The sequence below is a fragment of the Shouchella rhizosphaerae genome (genome assembly GCF_036700015.1).
Taxonomy (GTDB): domain Bacteria; phylum Bacillota; class Bacilli; order Bacillales; family Bacillaceae_D; genus Shouchella; species Shouchella rhizosphaerae.
In genome coordinates this window covers 2,291,393-2,310,731 of record NZ_CP144921.1, presented here as the reverse complement: position 1 = coordinate 2,310,731, position 19,339 = coordinate 2,291,393, and the positions used below count along the sequence as shown (strand labels likewise).

The 19,339-nt window shown below is 45.4% G+C and carries 18 protein-coding genes; 6 read left to right on the top strand and 12 right to left on the bottom strand.

Annotated elements, in window-relative coordinates; translation table 11 throughout:
* Positions 1 to 26: 26 nt before the first annotated feature.
* Positions 27 to 374 (bottom strand): YkgJ family cysteine cluster protein, encoded by a 348-nt coding sequence (locus tag V5G21_RS11500; protein ID WP_095255367.1) that lies wholly within the window; start codon positions 372 to 374, stop codon positions 27 to 29.
* A 316-nt stretch (positions 375 to 690) separates the two neighbouring features.
* Here V5G21_RS11500 and V5G21_RS11495 point away from each other — a divergent pair, with 316 nt between their 5' ends.
* Complete coding sequence (locus tag V5G21_RS11495) at positions 691 to 1,980, top strand: homocysteine synthase (protein WP_011245293.1); 1,290 nt, start codon at positions 691 to 693, stop codon at positions 1,978 to 1,980.
* Between the two features lie 197 nt (positions 1,981 to 2,177).
* Here the strand turns inward: V5G21_RS11495 and V5G21_RS11490 are convergent, their stop codons facing one another.
* From V5G21_RS11490 to iolA, 10 genes are all read right to left on the bottom strand, one after another.
* Entirely contained in the window at positions 2,178 to 2,795 is a 618-nt protein-coding gene (locus V5G21_RS11490) for a DUF421 domain-containing protein (protein ID WP_051881262.1), read from the bottom strand.
* 144 nt (positions 2,796 to 2,939) lie between these two features.
* On the bottom strand, positions 2,940 to 4,532 hold the full coding sequence (locus tag V5G21_RS11485) for a solute:sodium symporter family transporter (RefSeq protein ID WP_094978882.1): 1,593 nt from the start codon (positions 4,530 to 4,532) through the stop codon (positions 2,940 to 2,942).
* Positions 4,533 to 4,687: 155 nt separating this feature from the next.
* A complete protein-coding gene (locus tag V5G21_RS11480; protein ID WP_035205398.1) occupies positions 4,688 to 5,710 on the bottom strand; it encodes a Gfo/Idh/MocA family oxidoreductase in 1,023 nt (340 codons plus the stop codon).
* 5 nt (positions 5,711 to 5,715) lie between these two features.
* On the bottom strand, positions 5,716 to 6,597 hold the full coding sequence (gene fba / locus V5G21_RS11475; protein WP_035205399.1) for a class II fructose-1,6-bisphosphate aldolase: 882 nt from the start codon (positions 6,595 to 6,597) through the stop codon (positions 5,716 to 5,718).
* 171 nt (positions 6,598 to 6,768) lie between these two features.
* Positions 6,769 to 7,809 (bottom strand): Gfo/Idh/MocA family protein, encoded by a 1,041-nt coding sequence (locus tag V5G21_RS11470; protein WP_011245288.1) that lies wholly within the window; start codon positions 7,807 to 7,809, stop codon positions 6,769 to 6,771.
* Between the two features lie 22 nt (positions 7,810 to 7,831).
* The gene (gene iolE / locus V5G21_RS11465; RefSeq protein WP_011245287.1) at positions 7,832 to 8,743 is read right to left on the bottom strand and encodes a myo-inosose-2 dehydratase; all 912 of its coding nucleotides are present in this window, start codon (positions 8,741 to 8,743) and stop codon (positions 7,832 to 7,834) included.
* A 13-nt stretch (positions 8,744 to 8,756) separates the two neighbouring features.
* Positions 8,757 to 10,670, bottom strand: coding sequence for a 3D-(3,5/4)-trihydroxycyclohexane-1,2-dione acylhydrolase (decyclizing) (gene iolD / locus V5G21_RS11460; RefSeq protein WP_095317415.1), 1,914 nt, complete (start codon positions 10,668 to 10,670; stop codon positions 8,757 to 8,759).
* 53 nt (positions 10,671 to 10,723) lie between these two features.
* Positions 10,724 to 11,704, bottom strand: a complete 981-nt coding sequence (gene iolC, locus V5G21_RS11455; protein WP_011245285.1) for a 5-dehydro-2-deoxygluconokinase — start codon at positions 11,702 to 11,704, stop codon at positions 10,724 to 10,726.
* 15 nt (positions 11,705 to 11,719) lie between these two features.
* Entirely contained in the window at positions 11,720 to 12,535 is an 816-nt protein-coding gene (gene iolB / locus V5G21_RS11450) for a 5-deoxy-glucuronate isomerase (RefSeq protein ID WP_011245284.1), read from the bottom strand.
* Between the two features lie 23 nt (positions 12,536 to 12,558).
* Positions 12,559 to 14,034 (bottom strand): methylmalonate-semialdehyde dehydrogenase, encoded by a 1,476-nt coding sequence (gene iolA / locus V5G21_RS11445; RefSeq protein ID WP_011245283.1) that lies wholly within the window; start codon positions 14,032 to 14,034, stop codon positions 12,559 to 12,561.
* Between the two features lie 204 nt (positions 14,035 to 14,238).
* Here iolA and V5G21_RS11440 point away from each other — a divergent pair, with 204 nt between their 5' ends.
* Positions 14,239 to 15,012, top strand: coding sequence for a DeoR/GlpR family DNA-binding transcription regulator (locus tag V5G21_RS11440; RefSeq protein ID WP_011245282.1), 774 nt, complete (start codon positions 14,239 to 14,241; stop codon positions 15,010 to 15,012).
* A gap of 149 nt (positions 15,013 to 15,161) precedes the next feature.
* Here the strand turns inward: V5G21_RS11440 and V5G21_RS11435 are convergent, their stop codons facing one another.
* The gene (locus V5G21_RS11435) at positions 15,162 to 16,565 is read right to left on the bottom strand and encodes a DHA2 family efflux MFS transporter permease subunit (RefSeq protein ID WP_035205405.1); all 1,404 of its coding nucleotides are present in this window, start codon (positions 16,563 to 16,565) and stop codon (positions 15,162 to 15,164) included.
* Between the two features lie 257 nt (positions 16,566 to 16,822).
* Between V5G21_RS11435 and V5G21_RS11430 the strand changes: the two genes are divergently transcribed.
* The 4 genes from V5G21_RS11430 to V5G21_RS11415 all read left to right on the top strand — a co-directional run bounded on the left by V5G21_RS11430 (position 16,823) and on the right by V5G21_RS11415 (position 19,330).
* On the top strand, positions 16,823 to 17,401 hold the full coding sequence (locus tag V5G21_RS11430) for a TetR family transcriptional regulator (protein WP_011245280.1): 579 nt from the start codon (positions 16,823 to 16,825) through the stop codon (positions 17,399 to 17,401).
* A 70-nt stretch (positions 17,402 to 17,471) separates the two neighbouring features.
* On the top strand, positions 17,472 to 17,825 hold the full coding sequence (locus tag V5G21_RS11425) for a DMT family transporter (RefSeq protein WP_011245279.1): 354 nt from the start codon (positions 17,472 to 17,474) through the stop codon (positions 17,823 to 17,825).
* 2 nt (positions 17,826 to 17,827) lie between these two features.
* A complete protein-coding gene (locus tag V5G21_RS11420) occupies positions 17,828 to 18,142 on the top strand; it encodes a DMT family transporter (RefSeq protein ID WP_035205408.1) in 315 nt (104 codons plus the stop codon).
* A 198-nt stretch (positions 18,143 to 18,340) separates the two neighbouring features.
* The gene (locus V5G21_RS11415) at positions 18,341 to 19,330 is read left to right on the top strand and encodes a LytTR family transcriptional regulator DNA-binding domain-containing protein (RefSeq protein ID WP_035205410.1); all 990 of its coding nucleotides are present in this window, start codon (positions 18,341 to 18,343) and stop codon (positions 19,328 to 19,330) included.
* Positions 19,331 to 19,339 lie beyond the last annotated feature (9 nt).

Below are 19,339 nucleotides of genomic sequence, written 5' to 3'. Positions count from 1 at the left end.
TGCCTCTGGAGGCCCCAGAGGCAAGGTCAACCAAAATCTTTCCATGTAAAATCAATGCTTAACGTACCAACAGCCTTTTCATCCGGGTAGTACGTTTTAGCTGAAGCAGCTTCTGGCTTGCGAAAACAGACGAGGTTTTGGTGATGCCCAAATGCACGGCAAATCGCTGGACGGACTGAGTGAATGCCACAACAATCATTGGCTTCGTCAAAAAAGATGCACGTCCCTAAAAAACGCTGTTGGTTTTTTAGGGAATCGCGTCTTTTCGCAGGCATTTTCTTAATGTGTTTTTTTATATGTCGCAGCTCCCTTTCGGAAATAGGCACAGGCCCACAGCACAATCCTTTGCATCCTTTGCATGGCAAATCTCCCACTTTCATCTCTCCTCTAAATGGATTCATTTACAAACAACGGCAAAAAGCCTTTAAACACACTTGAAAGGACGCTTTCAAGTTGCTTAAAGGCAACGTTTATTGGGTTCGTTTGTATGGTTATTATACCATGTTCCATCCTCTAGTCATTTTATCGAATTGAGGATACGAGTATTTTTGCCTTTTGGAAGAGAAATATTTATTTTTTTCAGTTATTCTGTTATATTAATTCCTACGTATGAACTATTTAGACAAGTGTTGCGCACGGCTCCAAGCAAAAGATTCGAAATATACAAAACAAGAAAGTGGGGAAAGAGAGATGACAGAAAAACAATCATTTGGTTTTGAAACCATTGCTCTACATGGTGGACAAACGCCTGACTCTGCAACAAACGCGAGAGCGGTACCCATTTACCAAACAAGCTCTTACGTATTTAATGATACCGATCACGCTGCAAATTTGTTTTCTTTACAAGAGCCAGGCAACATTTATTCACGCATTATGAACCCGACACATGATGTGTTTGAACAGCGGATGGCTGAATTGGAAGGCGGCGTAGGCGCATTAGCAACTTCTTCTGGGCAAGCTGCCATTACATATGCGATTTTAAATATCGCGGGAGCAGGAGACAACATTATTGCTTCCAGCAGCTTGTATGGCGGCACTTATGCCCTATTTGCGCACACGTTGCCTAAACTAGGCGTGGCATGCCATTTTGTCGATGTCGATGAACCATCCCAATTTCAAGAAAAGATCACAGACAAGACTAAAGCGATTTTTATCGAAACGATTGGAAATCCGCAAATCAACATAGCAGACATTGAAGCGATTGCAGACATTGCCCATGCAAATGGGATCCCCCTTATCGTTGACAATACGTTTGCTACCCCGTATTTGTGCAGACCGATTGAACATGGCGCAGACATTGTTGTCCATTCCGCTACTAAGTTTATTGGCGGCCATGGGACATCGATCGGCGGCGTCATTGTCGACTCTGGACGATTTGATTTTGCCAATGGCAAGTTTCCTGGTTTATCAGAGCCAGATGCTAGTTACCATGGACTTGTGTATACAGAGGCACTTGGCCCCCTCGCTTACATTACAAAAGCACGAGTCACGCTGCTTAGAGATATTGGCGCCTCTGCTTCCCCATTTAATACATTTCTATTTATTCAAGGGCTGGAAACATTGCCGTTGCGGATGGAGCGCCATGTAGAAAATGCGAAACGCACTGCTGAATACTTACAACAGCATCCTATTGTTTCTTGGGTCCATTACCCAGGCCTAGAGTCGAACCGTTACTATGATCTGGCACAGAAGTACATGCCGAAAGGGGCAGGATCGATCTTTACATTCGGCATTAAAGGCGGCGTGGAAGAAGGCAAACGGTTTATTAACAGCCTACAGTTATTCAGCCATTTAGCTAATGTCGGTGACGCCAAATCATTGGTGATTCATCCAGCAAGCACCACACACCAGCAACTAGATGAAGAAAGCCAAGCAAAAGCAGGCGTCACACCAGACATGGTTCGCCTATCTGTCGGTATCGAAACCATTGACGACATTCTGAGTGATTTAGACCAAGCGCTTCAAAAAAGTCAACAGTAGGCAAATAATGCCCGCTAAACAAACAATCGTCTCCCTGAAAAAGGAGGCAACCTTTTGCATAAGCCTGTTCCTTGCCTTTTAGCGGATAAAGACGATTAGGCCAGTTGAAGGTTCAACTGGCCTTTCATTAAGTTTGCGCTCTCCTACTCCCCTTTAAATAGGAGCACTCTAGTTTGCGAGCGCACTCGTTCGTTCCTCTAATGTAGGGTTCGTCTAGAAACATGGCGATTGTCATTTTCAATTTCAGCAAATAAGTTGCTTTCGCTCATGGCATTGTTGCTTTGCCGGTTTGTTTCATTTGGTGGAGGAGCACCTTTTAAATAATGTGCCAACAAGGCCTCCATTTGTGCATAAGTGATCGGCTTTGCCCAATCAAATAGTTCATAGCCAAGCCCACCGTTTGGCTCAATGGTGGCTGTCTTCACATCACTCATTTTAGATATTCCTTGCTGGCGCAATTGCATTTCCAAGGCATCGACCGTCATTCTAAGCTTCTTTAAGTTTTGTGGTTGCAGTTGGCCTTCACGTATAACGAGTATGGCTGGCCCTTTGATAAATGACTCAGCTGCATTCCACCTAACTTGGATCGATTCAGCTAGAAACAAGACCAATATAAACACCACAGCGGCAATGATCGTCAAGAGAATACTATGATTGGCAATTGGCTGTACAATGACAGTTCCAATAGAAATCATGGTAATCGTCGTCGGCACTGTCATCTGTGATATCGATTTTCGGCCAGAAACCCGTAACAATAGCATACCGACAATGATTAATAGAAACGCTTTCCATACTTCACTCCAAATAGCGCCCATTTCCACCCCTACTCCTTTTTCATTCCAGAATAGTTTTTTCCATTTGCCTAAAGTTCATTCAATAGCCATTCTGAAAAGGGAGCAACAGTGCATGAAAAAGCGAGAAAAGGACAGACTCCATTTGATGGTATTGTATCCCCGATGCTATTTAGCAATTCCCCAAGGGGAGAACAACAAATACGTTCCTAAAACCGTTAAGATCACCAACACACTTACCCAATTGCGGTGTTTCCAAGGTGTCAAGTCGACTTTGTTCGTTTCTTCTGTCAATTCAAACGGAACCTGTAATGGCTTTAATCGGCTTAGCGCCCATAAAAGCAACAAATCGATGAAAAACATCACGCTAAATACGTAGAGATAATGAATTTCTAAGAATATCTGACTTGCAGTATAGGCAACCACATGAAAAGCAAACGTCACTTTTGCAGCAAAGGCAGTCGCGTACTTAGAATAGAAGCCGAGAATAATGATCGCCAGCAACGGCATGCTGTACAGCCCATTAAATTGTTGGACGACATGGAATAACCCTGCCGGAGCAAAAGCAATCAACGGCGCGATAATGATTGATAGTCCACCGACAATGACCGTAACCATTTTGCCAAAGCGAGCGACTTTATTGTCTGTCACGTTTTTCTTGGCCAACGGCTTATAAAAGTCAAGCGCCAACAAAGTAGCTGTTGCATTTAAAGCTCCTACAAATGAGCTTAAAATCGCGCCAAAGATAATTGCCGCAAAAATGCCAAATGCTAAATCCGGTAGAACGGCAACGACTAGCATCGGATAGGCGTTATCGGCGGGATTAATGCCGTCGCCAAACATGTTGAAGGCAATGATGCCAGGGAATACTAAGAACAACGCACCGAAAATTTTGAAGAAACCGACATAAAGGGCTCCCTTCTGCCCTTCTTTTAAGTCTCGTCCCCCCAGTACTTTTTGAACAATTAACTGGTTTGTACACCAATAAAATAAGTTATTAAAAAACATGCCTAAAAAAAGCGTTGGCCACGGCACCATCTCAGAGTCAATTGCTCCAATTGAATTTAATTTTTCAGGCGTGTTTTGGCGAATCGTTTCAAATCCTGCAAGTAAATGGCCATCTCCTAATACAATCAACCCTAGAATCGGAATAGAAAGACCACCGATAAGCAAACCAACGCCATAAATCGTATCGCTAAATGCACTAAGGCGCAGGCCGCCGATAAGCAAATAAAGCAGACCAACGATTCCAATCATGGCTGAAATCAACGAAACAGCCACAAGGGGATGGACATTTAACAGTTCATCTACTGAGAAAATTTGGTTAAATACTAATGAACCAGAATATAAGACAACAGGAAGAAACGAAACCACATAGGTAAATATAAATAAAAACGAAGCAATCCTCTTCGTCGTTGCATCATAGCGCCGTTCAATAAAATCGGTGACTGTGTCCACACCATATTTTAAATATTTAGGCAAAAATACGAGTGCAAGTGCGACAATCGCAATCGCAGCCGTTACTTCCCAAGCCATGACTTCCATGCCAGCCACGTAGCTTTGTCCATTTTGACCAACAATTTGCTCTGTAGATAAATTGGTCATAATGACTGAGCCGGCAATCGTCACACCGGTCAAACTCCGTCCACCTAAAAAGTACCCTTCTGAGCTCGAAAGATCGACATTGCGGCTTCGTTTGTAAGCGAATAGCCAAATGGCTCCGATAATCATGATAAATGACATAATTGAAACTATACCCAATTTGTCTCTCCCCTTTATCATCGCTTCTTTCCTTAAAAACCGATTCATCCATCGATAGGGAACAGCGCTGCACTACAGCAGTGGTTAGTAGACTCCTTTTTCTGTTTATACAAGCCAAATAAGGCGCACACACAAAAATAGGCAAATGTCTCTTTCTAAAGGGAGGCCTGCGGCTGCAATACCACTTTCTTGCCGCTTCTCATTGATTCAGTTGCAGCAAGGGCTATTTTTAAGTTGATTGTGGCATCTTCAGCCGTTACAATTGGCGTGTTCCTTGAGCGGACACAGTCAATAAAGTGCTGCAATTCTAAACGGTACGCGTCACGAAAGCGGGTCTGGAAATCAGGAATGATTTCGTACCTTGAACCAGTGGCATTTAATATCGTCAATGATTTGTCCCGCAGTTCGCCAATAAACAAACTGCCTTCTGACCCAATAATTTCGGCGCGGATGTCATAACCATAAGGCGAATTACGGCTAGCTTCAGCATCGCCTGCCGCCCCATTGTCAAATTCAAAGTAGGAAAGAGCGTGGTCCACATCGCCGTAGGCTTCCATGAATGGATACTTCAGCACCCGTCCATGACCGGAAATCGCTGTGATCTCCGCCCCGACCAAATAGCGGGCAATGTCATAATCATGAATGGAACAATCGACAAACAGCCCGCCGCTATCTTTTATAAATTCAGGCGGCGGTGCGCCTGCATCGCGTGTAAAACCTTTATAATAAAGAGGTTTGCCGATCTCTCCAGCAGCAATTCGCCGCTTGGCATCTGCGTAAGCCGGGTCGAACCGCCGCATGAACCCCACTTGGCAAATAATACCTGCCTCCTCAACCGCTTTCGTTACGTCTATCGATTCTTCTAATTGCAAAGTCAGCGGCTTTTCAACAAAAACATCTTTGCCATAGCTAGCTGCCAGTTTGATCATCTCGGCGTGCGTCCGCGTCGGCGTGACGATAACGACGGCATCGACGGCAGGGTTTGAGAATGCATCGAGTACGTCGTCCGAGTAACTAGCCACTCCAAATGTTTGGGCGACATCCTTGGCCCGGCCAGGAAGGGGGTCAATCACTTGGACAATTGCCGCCCCCCTCACTTCCGTCAGCAAATTTTTCGCATGGTAATAGCCGAGGCGCCCAAGTCCGAGAACGGCACATTGAATGCGTGCTGCTGTCATAGGTTTCATCTCCTTTGTAGACTTGCAGAACCAGCTGCTTTATTGGCTGCTCCAAATTGTTTGATTTTCTTTTCGACCGTAGCCTGGACCATCGCCAGGCCCTCTTGCAAGAGCAGTCGCGGCTCAAACGCCGTTTCCTGCTCGGCAAATGTTGTCCGGCAAGCATCAGACCATGCGATCATGCATTCGGTGTTTATATTGATTTTGGCGTGCCCAAGCTTTATGGCCCGTTGTAGCTGTTCATCAGGTATGCCCGAGGCACCGTGAAGGACGAGCGGCACATTCGTGCTAGCCGATATGGCGGCCATTTCGTTAAATCCGAGCTTTGGCTCACCCTTGTATTTGCCATGGACGGAGCCGAGCGCTGCCGCGAGCGCATCGACATTGGTTTCACAGACAAACCGCTGGCATTCTTCGACATCGGCATATTTGATTTCGGCCATAAGCCCATCTTCTATGCCACCGACTGTACCGACCTCCCCCTCTACCGAGACATTGTGTGCGTGGGCATAGGCCACTACCTCTTTGGTCATGTCGATATTCTCGTTAATTGGATAATGAGAACCATCAAACATGACAGAACTGAAGCCAGCATCAACTGCTTTCTTGCAACGCTCAATACTTAAACCGTGGTCAAGATGGAGCACGACAGGGACCGTTATACCGAGTTCATCGGTTAATGCTCCCATCATTGCCACAACCGTCTGAAAGCCTCCTAAGTAGTCAATCAAACGATCAGAAGCGGCTGCAATTACTGGTGATTGTTGCGATTCTGCCCCTGCCAAAATCGCTTTTGCCCATTGCAGCCCATTAATATTAAATTGGCCAATTGCGTAACTGTCTTTCTTCGCGTCGGCCAACAATGGAGCCATCGGCACAAACCCCATGCCTTCCCTCCTTTCAAATTTAAGGTCCTTTTAGGACTCTTGCTTTTCGGACAGCTGATCTTCAGGACGAATTTACAATAAAGTCATAGCCATGCTAGTCGTAGTAGGCCAGGCCTTTCTTTAATGCGGCATTGTTCCCCCGTTAACACAACGTTTCATCGCTGTCTTCTCCTATACTTGCTCAGGCGTGGCTGCTGAGTGTTGATAAAACGCAGGTTTCTTCGGAAGCTCAATCGATTCTTCCCGGCCCGACTCTTGCGCTTTTACACAGGCATCTGCAGTTACAGCAGCCACATATCCGTCCCACGCGCTCGGCCCTGAAGCCGGTTCGTCCTTTAAGCCATCGTCAATAAAGGCTTGCAGTTCGACGTCATAAGCGGCTTCAAACCGTTTTTTCCAGTCTTGCAGCACTTCCGTCCCTTTGCGGCCGTTGCTGCATAAACGGACTGCTGGGACATCAGGCAGACTGATAACGCCCTCTTCGCCAGCTATTTCGCATTGGATGTCGTAGCCATATTTACAGTTAACAAAAATTTCCGCTTGAATGATGACGCCTTTTTTCGTTTCAAGCAACACGAGTTGCGGATCTTGCAAATGGGGAAGCGCATGCTTTGTTTTTTTCGGATAAAGGACACGGACATGTTGATACTCGTCATTTAGGAGCCAATGAAGTACGTCAATTTCATGAATCAATGTGTCCGTAATCGCCATGTCGGTTGTATAGCTTTCTGCTGACTCGACATTGCGGTGGATGCAACGGACCATTAATGGTTCTCCGACCAATTCCTGCTCAAGTGCTTGCTTTAATTGAAGATAGCCGCTGTCAAAACGCCGCATAAACCCGACTTGGACAAGCCGCTTGCCATGAGCCATTTCCGCTTCGACAATGCGCATGCACCCGTCTGCCGTGGTCGCAAGTGGCTTTTCGCAAAAAACACGCTTGCCTGCCTCAAGCGCTGCCAGCACACTCGCTTCGTGTGCTGGCCCCCAGCTGGCCACTAAGACGGCATCCACATCGCGGGCGGCAATCAATTCTCTGTCATTGGCATAAACAGTCGCCTGTTTGGCGTATGTGTTGGCCACTTTCCTGGCAAGATCTTGGTTAACGTCTGTAACCGCTGTCACTTTTGCTCCTGAAAGTTTGCATTCTAATCGCCTAATATGGTCTTGGCCAATGGCCCCCGTGCCAATCACGCCCACTCGAACTGTCATGTTCCTTCCTCCTTCATCTTGTTTAAATGGTTGCCTGCTTCTCGCCGCCTGCCAGCAAATAGGAATCAATATAGCGTCTTGCTTTTAATGCGTACTCCAGCGGGTGGGCAATGTTTGGATCTTGCTCCGCCTCTACGACAATCCAGCCATCGTAGCCCCCTCGAATAAGACGTCGGTATACTTTTGTAAAGTCAATGCAGCCATCGCCTGGTACTGTGAACATCCCTTTTAAAAACGCTTGTTGGAACGAAAGCCCGTCACGCCTGCAAGCATCCGTCACCTCACTCCGCACATCTTTAAAATGGACGTGCTTAATCCGATCCATATAGTCATCGAGGAGCGGCAAAAATGCTCCATCTGACACGTAGGCGTGCCCCGTATCATACAGAAGGCTCACTAAGCTCGGATCCGTATGGGCCATCAGTTGATCAACTTCTGCTTTTGTTTGCACGCCCGTGCCGAGATGGGGATGGAACGCAAGTGTAAGGCCATATGAATGAGCAATTGCCCCAAGCTCCTCAAGCCCTTCGTATAAACACTTCCATTCTTCTTTCGAAAAAGTCGGCTTGTCGCGGAAAATATTTGCTTCAAGCCCTTGGATGCTATACGTTTGTTCCGAAACGATCGCCATCTCTGCGCCGATAGCTTGCAAAAACTGGCAATGGGTATCGAAGGCTTGGGCGGCTGAAGCGATGCCATCGCGAATGATATAGCTGGAAAACCACTTGCCAGCCACTTTTAAATTTCTTAGCTGCAGCTCTTTGTTTAAAATTTGTGGCTCAGGAAAAAAGCCGCCTGCTTCCGTTCCTTCAAATCGAGCAACAACAATATCGCCAAGCAAATGGGAAAGTGTGTTTTCCGCGCCAATTTCCGGAATGTCGTCATTGCGCCAGCCAATGGGGGCAATGCCCCAGCGGATCTTGCGATTTGCCATTGGATCGACTCCTCTAATAATGTTTTGCTTCCTTGAGCTTTGCTTGCCTTGCTTGATAGGCATCTTGAATAGACTGGGAAGCAGCCACTTCGGCGACGCCGACATTCCACCAGCTTTCATAGCCGTCTGTCATCGTCTTTGGCAGCACTTTCATTTCAATCAACGTGGAAGTCTCTTGCTTCTTGGCATCTTTAAGCGCTGCCTTTAATTGTTCAACTGTGTTAGCCCGGTATGTTTTGGCTCCATATCCTTCAGCGACTTTGGCATAATCGATGTTCATCACTTGATTGTCTGCCGTAAGAAATTCGCAATAATAACTGCCGCCGCCATGGTCCATCTGCAAGTTGCTGATACAGCCAAAACCGGCATTGTCAAACAGCAATATATTGATTTTCTTGTTATATTGGATGGCGGTAATCAATTCGGAATGGAGCATAAGAAAGCTCCCATCTCCGACGATCGAATAAACTTCTCGCTCAGGCTCGGCTAGTTTGATGCCAAGGGCGCCAGAAATTTCATAACCCATGCAGGAATATCCGTATTCAAGATGGTACGTATTCGGCTCGTTTGCGTGCCAAAGTCGCTGCAAATCCCCTGGAAGGGAGCCCGATGAACAAATAATTGTGCTGTCCTCATCAATGGTTTCATTAATAGCCAGCAAGGCAGTCGTTTGCGGCAGTTCTGTACCCAGAGCATCGGCATACTCATTTAACTTCTCTTGGCTAAAATGCTCTTTGACTTCAGGCACAAATGTTTTTCTATTAAAGACGACTGATTTTAGGCGGTTCCGTTCAGCGAGCCACTCTTCTTTCAACGCAGCAATTCGATCGCCAAACGCTGACCGATACGTTTTTAACCTAGAAATAAGTAGACTGAGCGTTTCTTTCGCATCTGCAACAACCTGATAAGCATCAAGCTTATACGTTTGCATGCGGCTGACATTGATATTTAAAAACGTGGTATGCTCAAAATCAAACGCCGTTTTTGACGAAGTCGCAAAGTCGGTGTAACGAGTGCCTACGCCAATCACCAAGTCAGCTTCACGGGCTGCCTTATTCGCTGCAAGCGTGCCGGTAACGCCAAGGCCACCTAGGTTGTTAGCAAAGTCAGCGGCAACAGTTGCTTTTCCTGCTTGTGTTTCGACGAGAGGAATGCCACACTGTTCAGACAGCGCTACTAGTTCTTTCTTTGCTTCTGAATATTTAGCGCCTCCGCCAACAACAAGAAGCGGCCGCTTGCTCCTACGAATCCGTTCAAGTGCCCCTTCGATTTCCCGCTCCGTTGGCTTTCTACGTTCTAAATAATGAATGCGCTTTCGGAAAAACTCCTCTGGATACTCATATGCTTCTCCTTCGACATCTTGGGCGATGCAAATCGTCGCGGGCCCCGCTTTTCCTGGGTCTGTCATGACTTCAAAGGCACGAATAAGGCTCGACATTAACTGCTCTGGGCGAGTAATCCGGTCCCAGTATCTCGACACCGGCTTTAATGCATCATTTGTCGTCACTGCTTGGCTGTATTCTTGTTCAAATTGCTGCAAAACTGGGTCAGGCTGGCGAGTCGCGAATGTATCGGCAGGAAGAAGCAAAACAGGTATATTGTTAGCTAGCGCTGTGCCAGCAGCTGCAACAAGGTTCGCGGCTCCTGGGCCTACAGAAGTTGTCACTGCATATATTTTTTTGCGGAGCATCTGCTTGCTAAAAGCCATTGCCGCATGGGCCATCCCTTGTTCATTTTTGCCTTGCCATACGTTTAATCGCCCGGCATCTTGCTCTAGTGCTTGGCCAATCCCTAACACATTTCCATGCCCGAAGATCGTAAAAATCCCTTCAACGAAAGGCTCCTCTTTCCCGTCAGCATGCAAATATTGGGCATTTAAGAACTTCACTAGCGCTTGTGCAGTCGTCAATCGTATTGTTTTCGCCATTGTTTACACCTCGCATCATCACTACGCGTTTTTATTTAAAGAAAATCCGACATTCAAACATGCTGTTCTTCGACAAGCGCCTTGATTTCAGATAAAGTTGGCATTGCTTCCGATGAACTGTGCTTACTGACAACAATCGATGCGGAAGCGCTCCCAAAACGCAATGCTTGATCAATGTCATAACCACGCAAAAGTCCATATAGAAACGCAGATGCATACGAATCTCCAGCACCAAACGTTTTTAACACGTTTGTTTTGTACACGCCTGCTCGAAAGGTTTCTCCTGATGGCAAATAAGCGTAAGACCCATCAACACCATGTTTAATAACAACCAATTCCGGCTCTTTGGCAAATAGCATTTTGGCTGTTTGCTCATTGCCGCTGGCACTTGCCCCTTCCATAATGTCATACTCTTCCCGCGTGCCGATCACGATATGAGCCATGCCTGCCAGAAGTGTGTAGTAAACGGACGTTTCTTCCCTCGATGACCACGTGTACGGACGATAATCGAGTTCAAACACAACTTTTGTACCTGCCGCCTTTGCAAGTGACACTGCTTTTAAGGCTGCCTCCCGTGAAGGCGATTGAGCCAATGCCGTTCCAGAAATGAGCAGTACTTTTGCAGATCTCACATAACCGGCGTCGATTTCATCAGGGCTTAAATATAGGTCAGCTGCTTTTTCACGGTACATCAAAATGCTGCATTCTTCAGGGCTCAAAATTTCCGTAAACGTCAAACCTGCTTTATGCCCTTCTCGGTCAATCACGAGCTGGCTTGTATCCACGCCTGCCTCTCTCATATAAGAAGAAATAAACCGGCCATGTTGGTCATCAGGAATTTTACCGACAAAACCGACTTTCAAGCCAAGCTTCGCGCTGCCAATGGCAATATTGGCTGGCGAACCGCCGACATATTTTGTGAATGACCGCGTTTCTTCCATCGGCCGGTTGTATTCGGCCGCATTTAAATCAATGCAGGCCCTGCCAAGCGCAATCACATCAAATTGCTTTCCCTCTTGAAATTGGATGCCCATAGGCTACCGCTCCTTTTATCGTGATAAAATCCACTCATGGTCTTTTTCATTACGGAATTTCCAAATACGTACAGGGCCTGCCATTACGTTTAAATAGTAGGACGCATAGCCGTCAGGAACGCCAACTGGATGGTAGCCAGCAGGTACAATGACAACATCGCCGTTTTCGACAGCCATCGTTTCGTCTATATTACGTGACTCAGTATACACACGTTGGAACACAAACCCTTGCGGTGGATCGATTTCATGGTAATACGTTTCCTCTAGAAAAGACTCGTAGGGCAAATTATCCTCATCATGCTTGTGGGGCGGATAACTGGACCAATTGCCGCTTTCTGTAAACACTTCGACGACTAGCAAACTGTTTGCAGTCTTGTCTGAATCAGGCAATATATTATGGACTAAGCGCTTGTTCTGTAATTGGCCCCTGTTTTCAATGCCGACGTCACTCGCTTTAATAAGTTTTGTCGGCAATTGTTTGTTTGAAGGCGCATAGCAAAGAGCGATGCACGCCTCACTTGTTCCAGTTACCGTAAATGAACGGCCATTCGAGAGATAGACACTGTCTGTCGGTTTCCGTTCAAATACGCTACTCCGTGTGCCAATATTGGAAAACACATGCTCTCCGTCCGTTACCGTGACTGTTCCCCTTACAACAACAATGCAACATTCATAGGAACCGAGCGTTTCTTCGTATATAGCGTTTGCCTGGATATCGACGAGCTTAAACGATACATACTTAAGGGGCGCCTTTTCTGCCTCCGTGTCATGAACAAGTGTAACCCCTTGTTTAAGCACCTTTGTTTTCGGTTTTTTTAGTAACTGTCCCACCGGCATGCCTCCCCCTTTACAAATTAGTCAAATGACGGCTTCGGATAACGGGCGGTCACGACTTTTTTGCGCGTATAAAAGTCTACGCTATCTTTTCCGTTTGCATGAAGCGTCCCATAAAACGACGATTTCCATCCTGAAAAAGGAAAAAATGCCATAGGTGCAGGAACACCAAGGTTAATGCCAAGCATTCCAGCATCAATGTTTTCACGAAAATAGCGAACGGCCGCAGCATTCGTTGTAAATAGGCAAGCTCCGTTTGCAAATTCAGAACGATTGGCTATTTGAATCCCCTCATCTAAATTTTTCACACGGATAATCGAAAGCACAGGGGCGAAAATTTCATCTTTCCAAATTGTCATATCCGTTGTCACATTTTCAAAAATCGTCGGCCCAATAAAATAACCATCGGCAGATACTCGGCTTCGGCCGTCGCATACAAGGGTCGCCCCTTCCTCCACTCCTTTTTCAATATAAGCAATGGTTCGGTTTTTGTTTTCTTCACGTATGACAGGGCCTAAAAACACACCGTCGTCTAAACCATTGCCCATTACGAGCGATTCAGCTTTTGCCTTTAATTTGGCTACAAACGCATCGGCAATTCCTTCCTCAACTGTTACAACAGCACAGGCCATGCACCGCTCCCCAGCAGAGCCAAAAGCAGCTCCGGCAATATTGGTGACGGCGTCGTCCAAATCGGCATCATTTAAGACAATTGTATGGTTTTTTGCTCCTGTCAACGCTTGAACGCGTTTTAAGTTTTCGCTTGCTTTTTTATAAACATACTCGCCAACAGGCTTAGAGCCGACAAACGATATCGCTTTTATGTCAGGGTGCTCTAGCATGCCATTGACGACATCATGGGCGCCATAGACAACATTGAAGACGCCATCTGGCACTCCAGCTTCAGTAAGTAAGTCGGCGAGTTTTTCAGTCAATAATGGCGTCCGCTCTGAAGGTTTTAATAGAAATGCATTTCCGAGTGCGATCGCCATTGGGAACATCCAACATGGCACCATCATCGGAAAATTGAATGGCGCGATTCCGCCGACGACGCCAATGGGGTAACGATAATTGCTTGCTTCTACGTCTGTCGCAATCATCGGTAATGAATCGCCCATCATTAAGCTCGGGGCACCTGCAGCAAATTCAACATTTTCAATGCCACGCTGCACTTCCCCCCGTGCTTCCGTCAAGTTTTTGCCGTTTTCAATTGTAATCAAACGCGCCAATTCTTCCTTATCACGCTGCAATAGTTGCTGATAATTGAATAAAATCCGTGCACGACGCGGCACAGCGACTTTCGACCATTTAGCAAAAGCGGTTTTTGCGGCTTCAACTGCGTACTCTACATCCGCCTTTGTTGAAAGGGGTACTTGGCAAATGACTTCTTTAGTCGCCGGATTCACTACATCTTCATAAAGGCTTGTGCTGCTTTCAATCCATTTACCATTAATATAATTTTTGACTTTACGGACCTCTACTGTTGTTTCGCCCATGTGTTAGCCTCCTAAAGTGAGTAAACCGCTTTCATTACCGGTTACTTTTTGATCATTTGTTGGTTATATATTAAAACCATATGCCATAAAAGGTCAACATATTTCCATTACTTTTTCAATAAATTTGGTTAAGTGTTGGTTATTTGTTGAATAACTTTGAAGGCTATGCTATTGTCTAGGTAGATAAAAAAAGGGGTTTTCACAATGAAGCTATTACGTATACAAGAAATGGAAGCATACATTCTAAAAAACGGCTCGGCCTCCCTTGATGAGCTGTGTGAGGAATTTAATGTATCAAAAAACACGATTCGAAGAGACATTAACAAACTAGTCGAAAACGGCGTGATCCGCAAAGTTTATGGTGGGGTCACCGCAGTAGAAAAAAGTTTAGTCTCATTTGAGAACCGAAAAGTGCGAAACCAAGCAGAAAAAACGAGAATTGCCCGTGAGGCAGCCAACTTCATCAAAGACGATGACTTAATCTTTATAGACTCGGGCACGACCACAAAATCGATTTTGTCGGCATTGGACCCGAATATCTCGATTACTGTGCTGACAAATAGCTTGGATGTCATTAATGCGGCTACAGGTTTTGAGCGAATCCATTTAATTGTCATCGGCAATTCTTACAAACACAAAACGCGCTCATTTGTCGGCATCGATGAAGCTGCGATTTTGCAAAAATACAACATCCACAAGGCGTTTATGTCGGCTACTGGTGTCAGCATTGCCCATGGCCTTACCAATGCAGACCAACTCGAATATGAAATTAAAAAGATCGCAGCCGAAAAAGCACGGGAGGTATTTTTGCTTGCCGACCAATCAAAATTTGGAAAATCAACGCTATTGACATATGCACCCTTCAACCGAATCGACCACTTAATTACATCAGCTCCACTCGATAAAGAGTACGAAGCCTATTGCCAAGACCATCATATCGAAGTCGTGGTCGCTGCTGAACACCATGTGGCGAACTGACTAGAGAGAAGTTTTTGTAACGTAAAAACCACTCTACAACCAAAAGGCGCGCAGCTTGAATTTCATTCATTCCAATCGAGGTGCCGTTTAAGTAGAGTGGTTTTTATTCATTTCACGCTGTACTATTAGGTTTTTATCGCTGATTCCCCTTATTGTTCCTGTTGCCGAGCGTTCTTTTCTTTTGCCGTATACACCAGTACCCATGCTACCAATGCCAAAATGGCCATTACGCCAAAGGCAAGCTTTAGCCCTGCTAGCGTTCCTTCTACATAGTCGATGTCGCTTCGGTTCGCGTTAAGGCTGACAAGTGTCGTCAATACCGTTAACCCTAGCGCTGCGCCAAACTGCCTGATCGTATTGGCAATCGCCGTTCCGTGTGCAAGTTCTGCTTGCTTTAGAGCGTTCATCGCTATCGCTGTCGCAGGGGTCATCGTGAAGCCAATTCCAACCATAAACGCACAAAAACAGACAACTAGCAGAGGAATGCCCGTTTGATCTCCCATAAACATAAAGACAGTGAATACCAATACTAGAATTCCATAACCACTTAAACCAAGAGCTCTCCCGCCGAATGAGTCAAACAGCTTGCCTGAGACAAATGAAGTCAACGCCAACAAGACCGTTCCCGGCAAGAGAATCATCCCCGATGAGAAAGCAGACCGGCCTTGGACATCTTGAATAAATAACGGCAACAACGTTTCCGTTGAAAGCAGCAAAATCGAGATTACAAAAGACAAAATTACACCGTGTACAAACAACGGAAGTTTAAATAAACGAAGTTCAAGCATCGGCGAGTCTAAACAAAGCTGCCGCCATATAAACATTGCTATTGCAAAAAAACCGGCACTAAGAGGCACGAGTACAATAGCAGAGGAAAACCCAGCGACGCTAATATTGCTTAAACCGAAAATTACGCCGGAGAAGCCAACCACAGTAAGGAATAGTGACAACAAATCAAATTTGACGCTTTTTTGTTCTGTTACGTTTTGCATAAAGACTGCAGCAAGAACGAAAATCGCGAGGGCGAGGGGCAAAACAAGCCAAAACAAAGAGCGCCACCCTAGCCAATCAACGATATAACCGGAAATCGGCGGACCGATAGCTGGCGCCACATTAATGACAAGTGCCATAAGCCCCATGGCATAGCCTCTTTTTTCAGCCGGGTAAACGTGCAAAAGAATCGTTTGCACCAGCGGTAGCATCATGCCAGCCCCGGTCGCTTGAACAACCCGTGCACTTACAAGTAAGACAAATGAGGGCGCTATCGCTGACAATACCGTGCCGACCACAAAGCATGCTAAGGCGGTCATTGTCAGCGCCCGTGCACTGAAACGGCTCATTAAATAGCCCATTGTTGGAATGAGCATCGTCGCCATCAACAAAAAGGACGTAGTCAGCCATTGCACTTGCGTCGCATTTATGGAAAATTCATCCATAATCGTCGGGAAGGCCGTAATTAATAAAAATTGATTAAATAAAAATAAGAACGAAGCAGCCAGAACGGTGATGACCATCATTTTCTTGCGCCAATGGGAATTTGTCGTTTCATTCATTTCTTGCTAAACCTCCTACCGATGAAGTGGTTCAACATCTATTCACTCTACGGTGGTTTTGTTGAAAATGCAACAAAAACAAAGGAAGGGAATACACGTGTACAAAGCACTTAAGGAAACATCCTATGAGGGGTTAGCATGTGAAAAAAGACAGCTCGACAGCCTTAACTCGCAGCTGACAAAAGCAATTGACAAATACCGCTTCACTTGCTATTATCAATTATGAATGACATTCAGTCATTAAAGGATGTGTACAAGTGGATAAAAAAGAACGCATTGTTGAAGCAGCGATTGTTGCCTTTAAAGAAAAAGGCGTCGAAAAAACGACGATTACTGACATTGTGAAACGGGCTGGGATTGCCCAAGGGACTTATTATTTGTACTTTCCTTCTAAACTGGCGGTCATGCCTAGCATTGCCGAAGTGTTCGTCAATAAGCTGATTGATCGGCTTCATAAGTCCGTCCGCAGTGACTCGATTGAAAGGCAAATTGAGGAAGTCGTTGAGGCCATTTTCTCGATTACGGAAGAGCATAATGAACTGGCCATTTTAATTTACTCCGGCTTGACTCAAACGGAGTATGTCAAGGAGTGGGAAATGATTTATGCACCATTATACGACTGGTTTGACGGCATGCTAGCCCGCGCCCTTGACAGGAAAGCCATTCGCGAGACAATCAATACTGCCTATACCGCCAAAATTATGGTCGGTGCGATTGAATCAACAGCAGAGCAGCTTTATTTGTACGACCAACATGATCAAGCGAGTGCACAAGCACATAAAAATGAACTCATTTCATTTATTAGCCATGCATTAGGAGCAAGCGGCCTGCACTAAGGCGCTTGCCTTTCTTCGGTTGCAAAAATGAATGAATGTCATTCACTAATTTAAAAGGAGTTTGTTCACAATGAAAAACGGTTGGTTCTATGTCGGCTTAACTTGCCTATTTGAACTTTTTTGGGTATTTGGCTTTAATGTTGCAACTGTTTGGTGGCATTGGGCAATCATTGTCGCTATTATTCTTATCGATTTTCATTTTCTTTCTAAGGCATGTGAAACGCTCCCGACTGGAACAGTCTATGCTGTATTTGCTGCCATCGGCACAGTCGGGACTGCCCTAATGGATATTTTTATATTTGGTGGCGCCTTTAGTATCGCCAAAGGGTTGTTTATGGCACTTCTTGTTATCGGCGTGGTTTTATTAAAATTGGCCGACAACCATACAGACGAAACGAAATCCAATCAGAAAGGAGCGGCTTGACGATGGGATGGTTCTTTGTTGTGTTGGCAGCACTGTTTGAAGTTGTCGGCGTGATTGGTTTAAAAAAATACAGCCAACAGAAAACAGTGCTCCATACGATCTTGTTTCTCGGCGGCTTCGGTGCGTCGTTTCTGTTTTTGTACACTTCGTTTAATTATTTGCAGCTAAGCATTGCTTACTCCGTTTGGATTGGACTTGGAACGGTTGCTGCTGTTTTGGTAAACATGATGTTCTTTGGAGAATCAAGGAATTGGCTGCGCTTGTTTAGCTTAGCCATCATTGTCATAGGTGTTACTGGCTTAAAAGCCATTTCCTAATCTTGTTTAAACGTTTGATTAAATCAAAATGAAAGAAAATGCTTGTTGACGAGGTAAACGATACGAGGTTGTTTGCCTACAACCTAAGACGGCTTGCCTTGCAATGCCGTCTTTTTTTGCTGTTCGATATTTACTTGATGAAAAAATCTGTATACGCTATAAAGACGACATCCATTTTTTAAGGAGAAACCAAAAACCATGTTTGAAATAAATCTCCCATCAAAAATATCGGGAAACCGCCTGCTCCTTCCTGAAATCAATGTAGCAGTCCAACCTGGGCAACCTGTTGCGATTCAAGGAGAAGCCGAGTTTTTGCAAACGTTCTTGTCCCAGTTTATGAATCCATTTACTGGCTCAACCAACCAGTTTAGATTAGAAGGCAAGCCTTTTGATCCTCATTCTAACGCCTTTATGTTTCACCAATCCGATGGCTTGTATAAGCGCTTAACGCCACGGGAAGTGATCCGCTTTTGGCTGAAGCTCTACAAAAGCGAAGAAAATGACAAACGTCTTTTAGCAGTATGCGAATTGAGTGAGGTAGCCGACAAACGGGTCCGTTCGCTCCCTTTGTCTGAAAGGAGGCGTTTGCATTTTTGCCGCTGCCTGATCATGCCAAGCCAAGTATGCGTATTCGACCAGCCCACTTTGCACGTCGATCGCCAAACCAAGCATGTATTTCATACAATTTTGGACATGCTATCCGACAAATGCATGGTCATCACCACTACATCTCTAGAAGAAGCAATCCAGCTAGGGACTGCGTTTCGCATGACGGAGCACAGCTTCTATCAAGTCGAACAGACAAGCCATGAACAGGATGTCAGCGAAGCACCTAAAGGCGACACCCCGCTGAAACTAGCAAAAATTTCAGCTAAAATGGACGATAAAATCATTCTGTTCGACCCGTTGGAGATCGATTATATGGAAAGCCAAGATGGGCAAACGATCTTGCATGTAAATAGTGAAACCTTTTTTACTTCTATCCCCTTAAAAGACTTGGAACAGCGTTTAGCTCCTTTTGGCTTTTTCCGCTGTCATCGATCTTATTTAGTGAATTTACAGCGTGTGCGCGAAATCATTGTCTGGAGCAAAAACAGCTACAGCCTCAGTTTGGATGATCAAACAACAAACACGATTCCATTGTCGAAAGGCAATTATGCCGCATTAAAAGAACTGCTGCAAATGTAGGGAGGACAA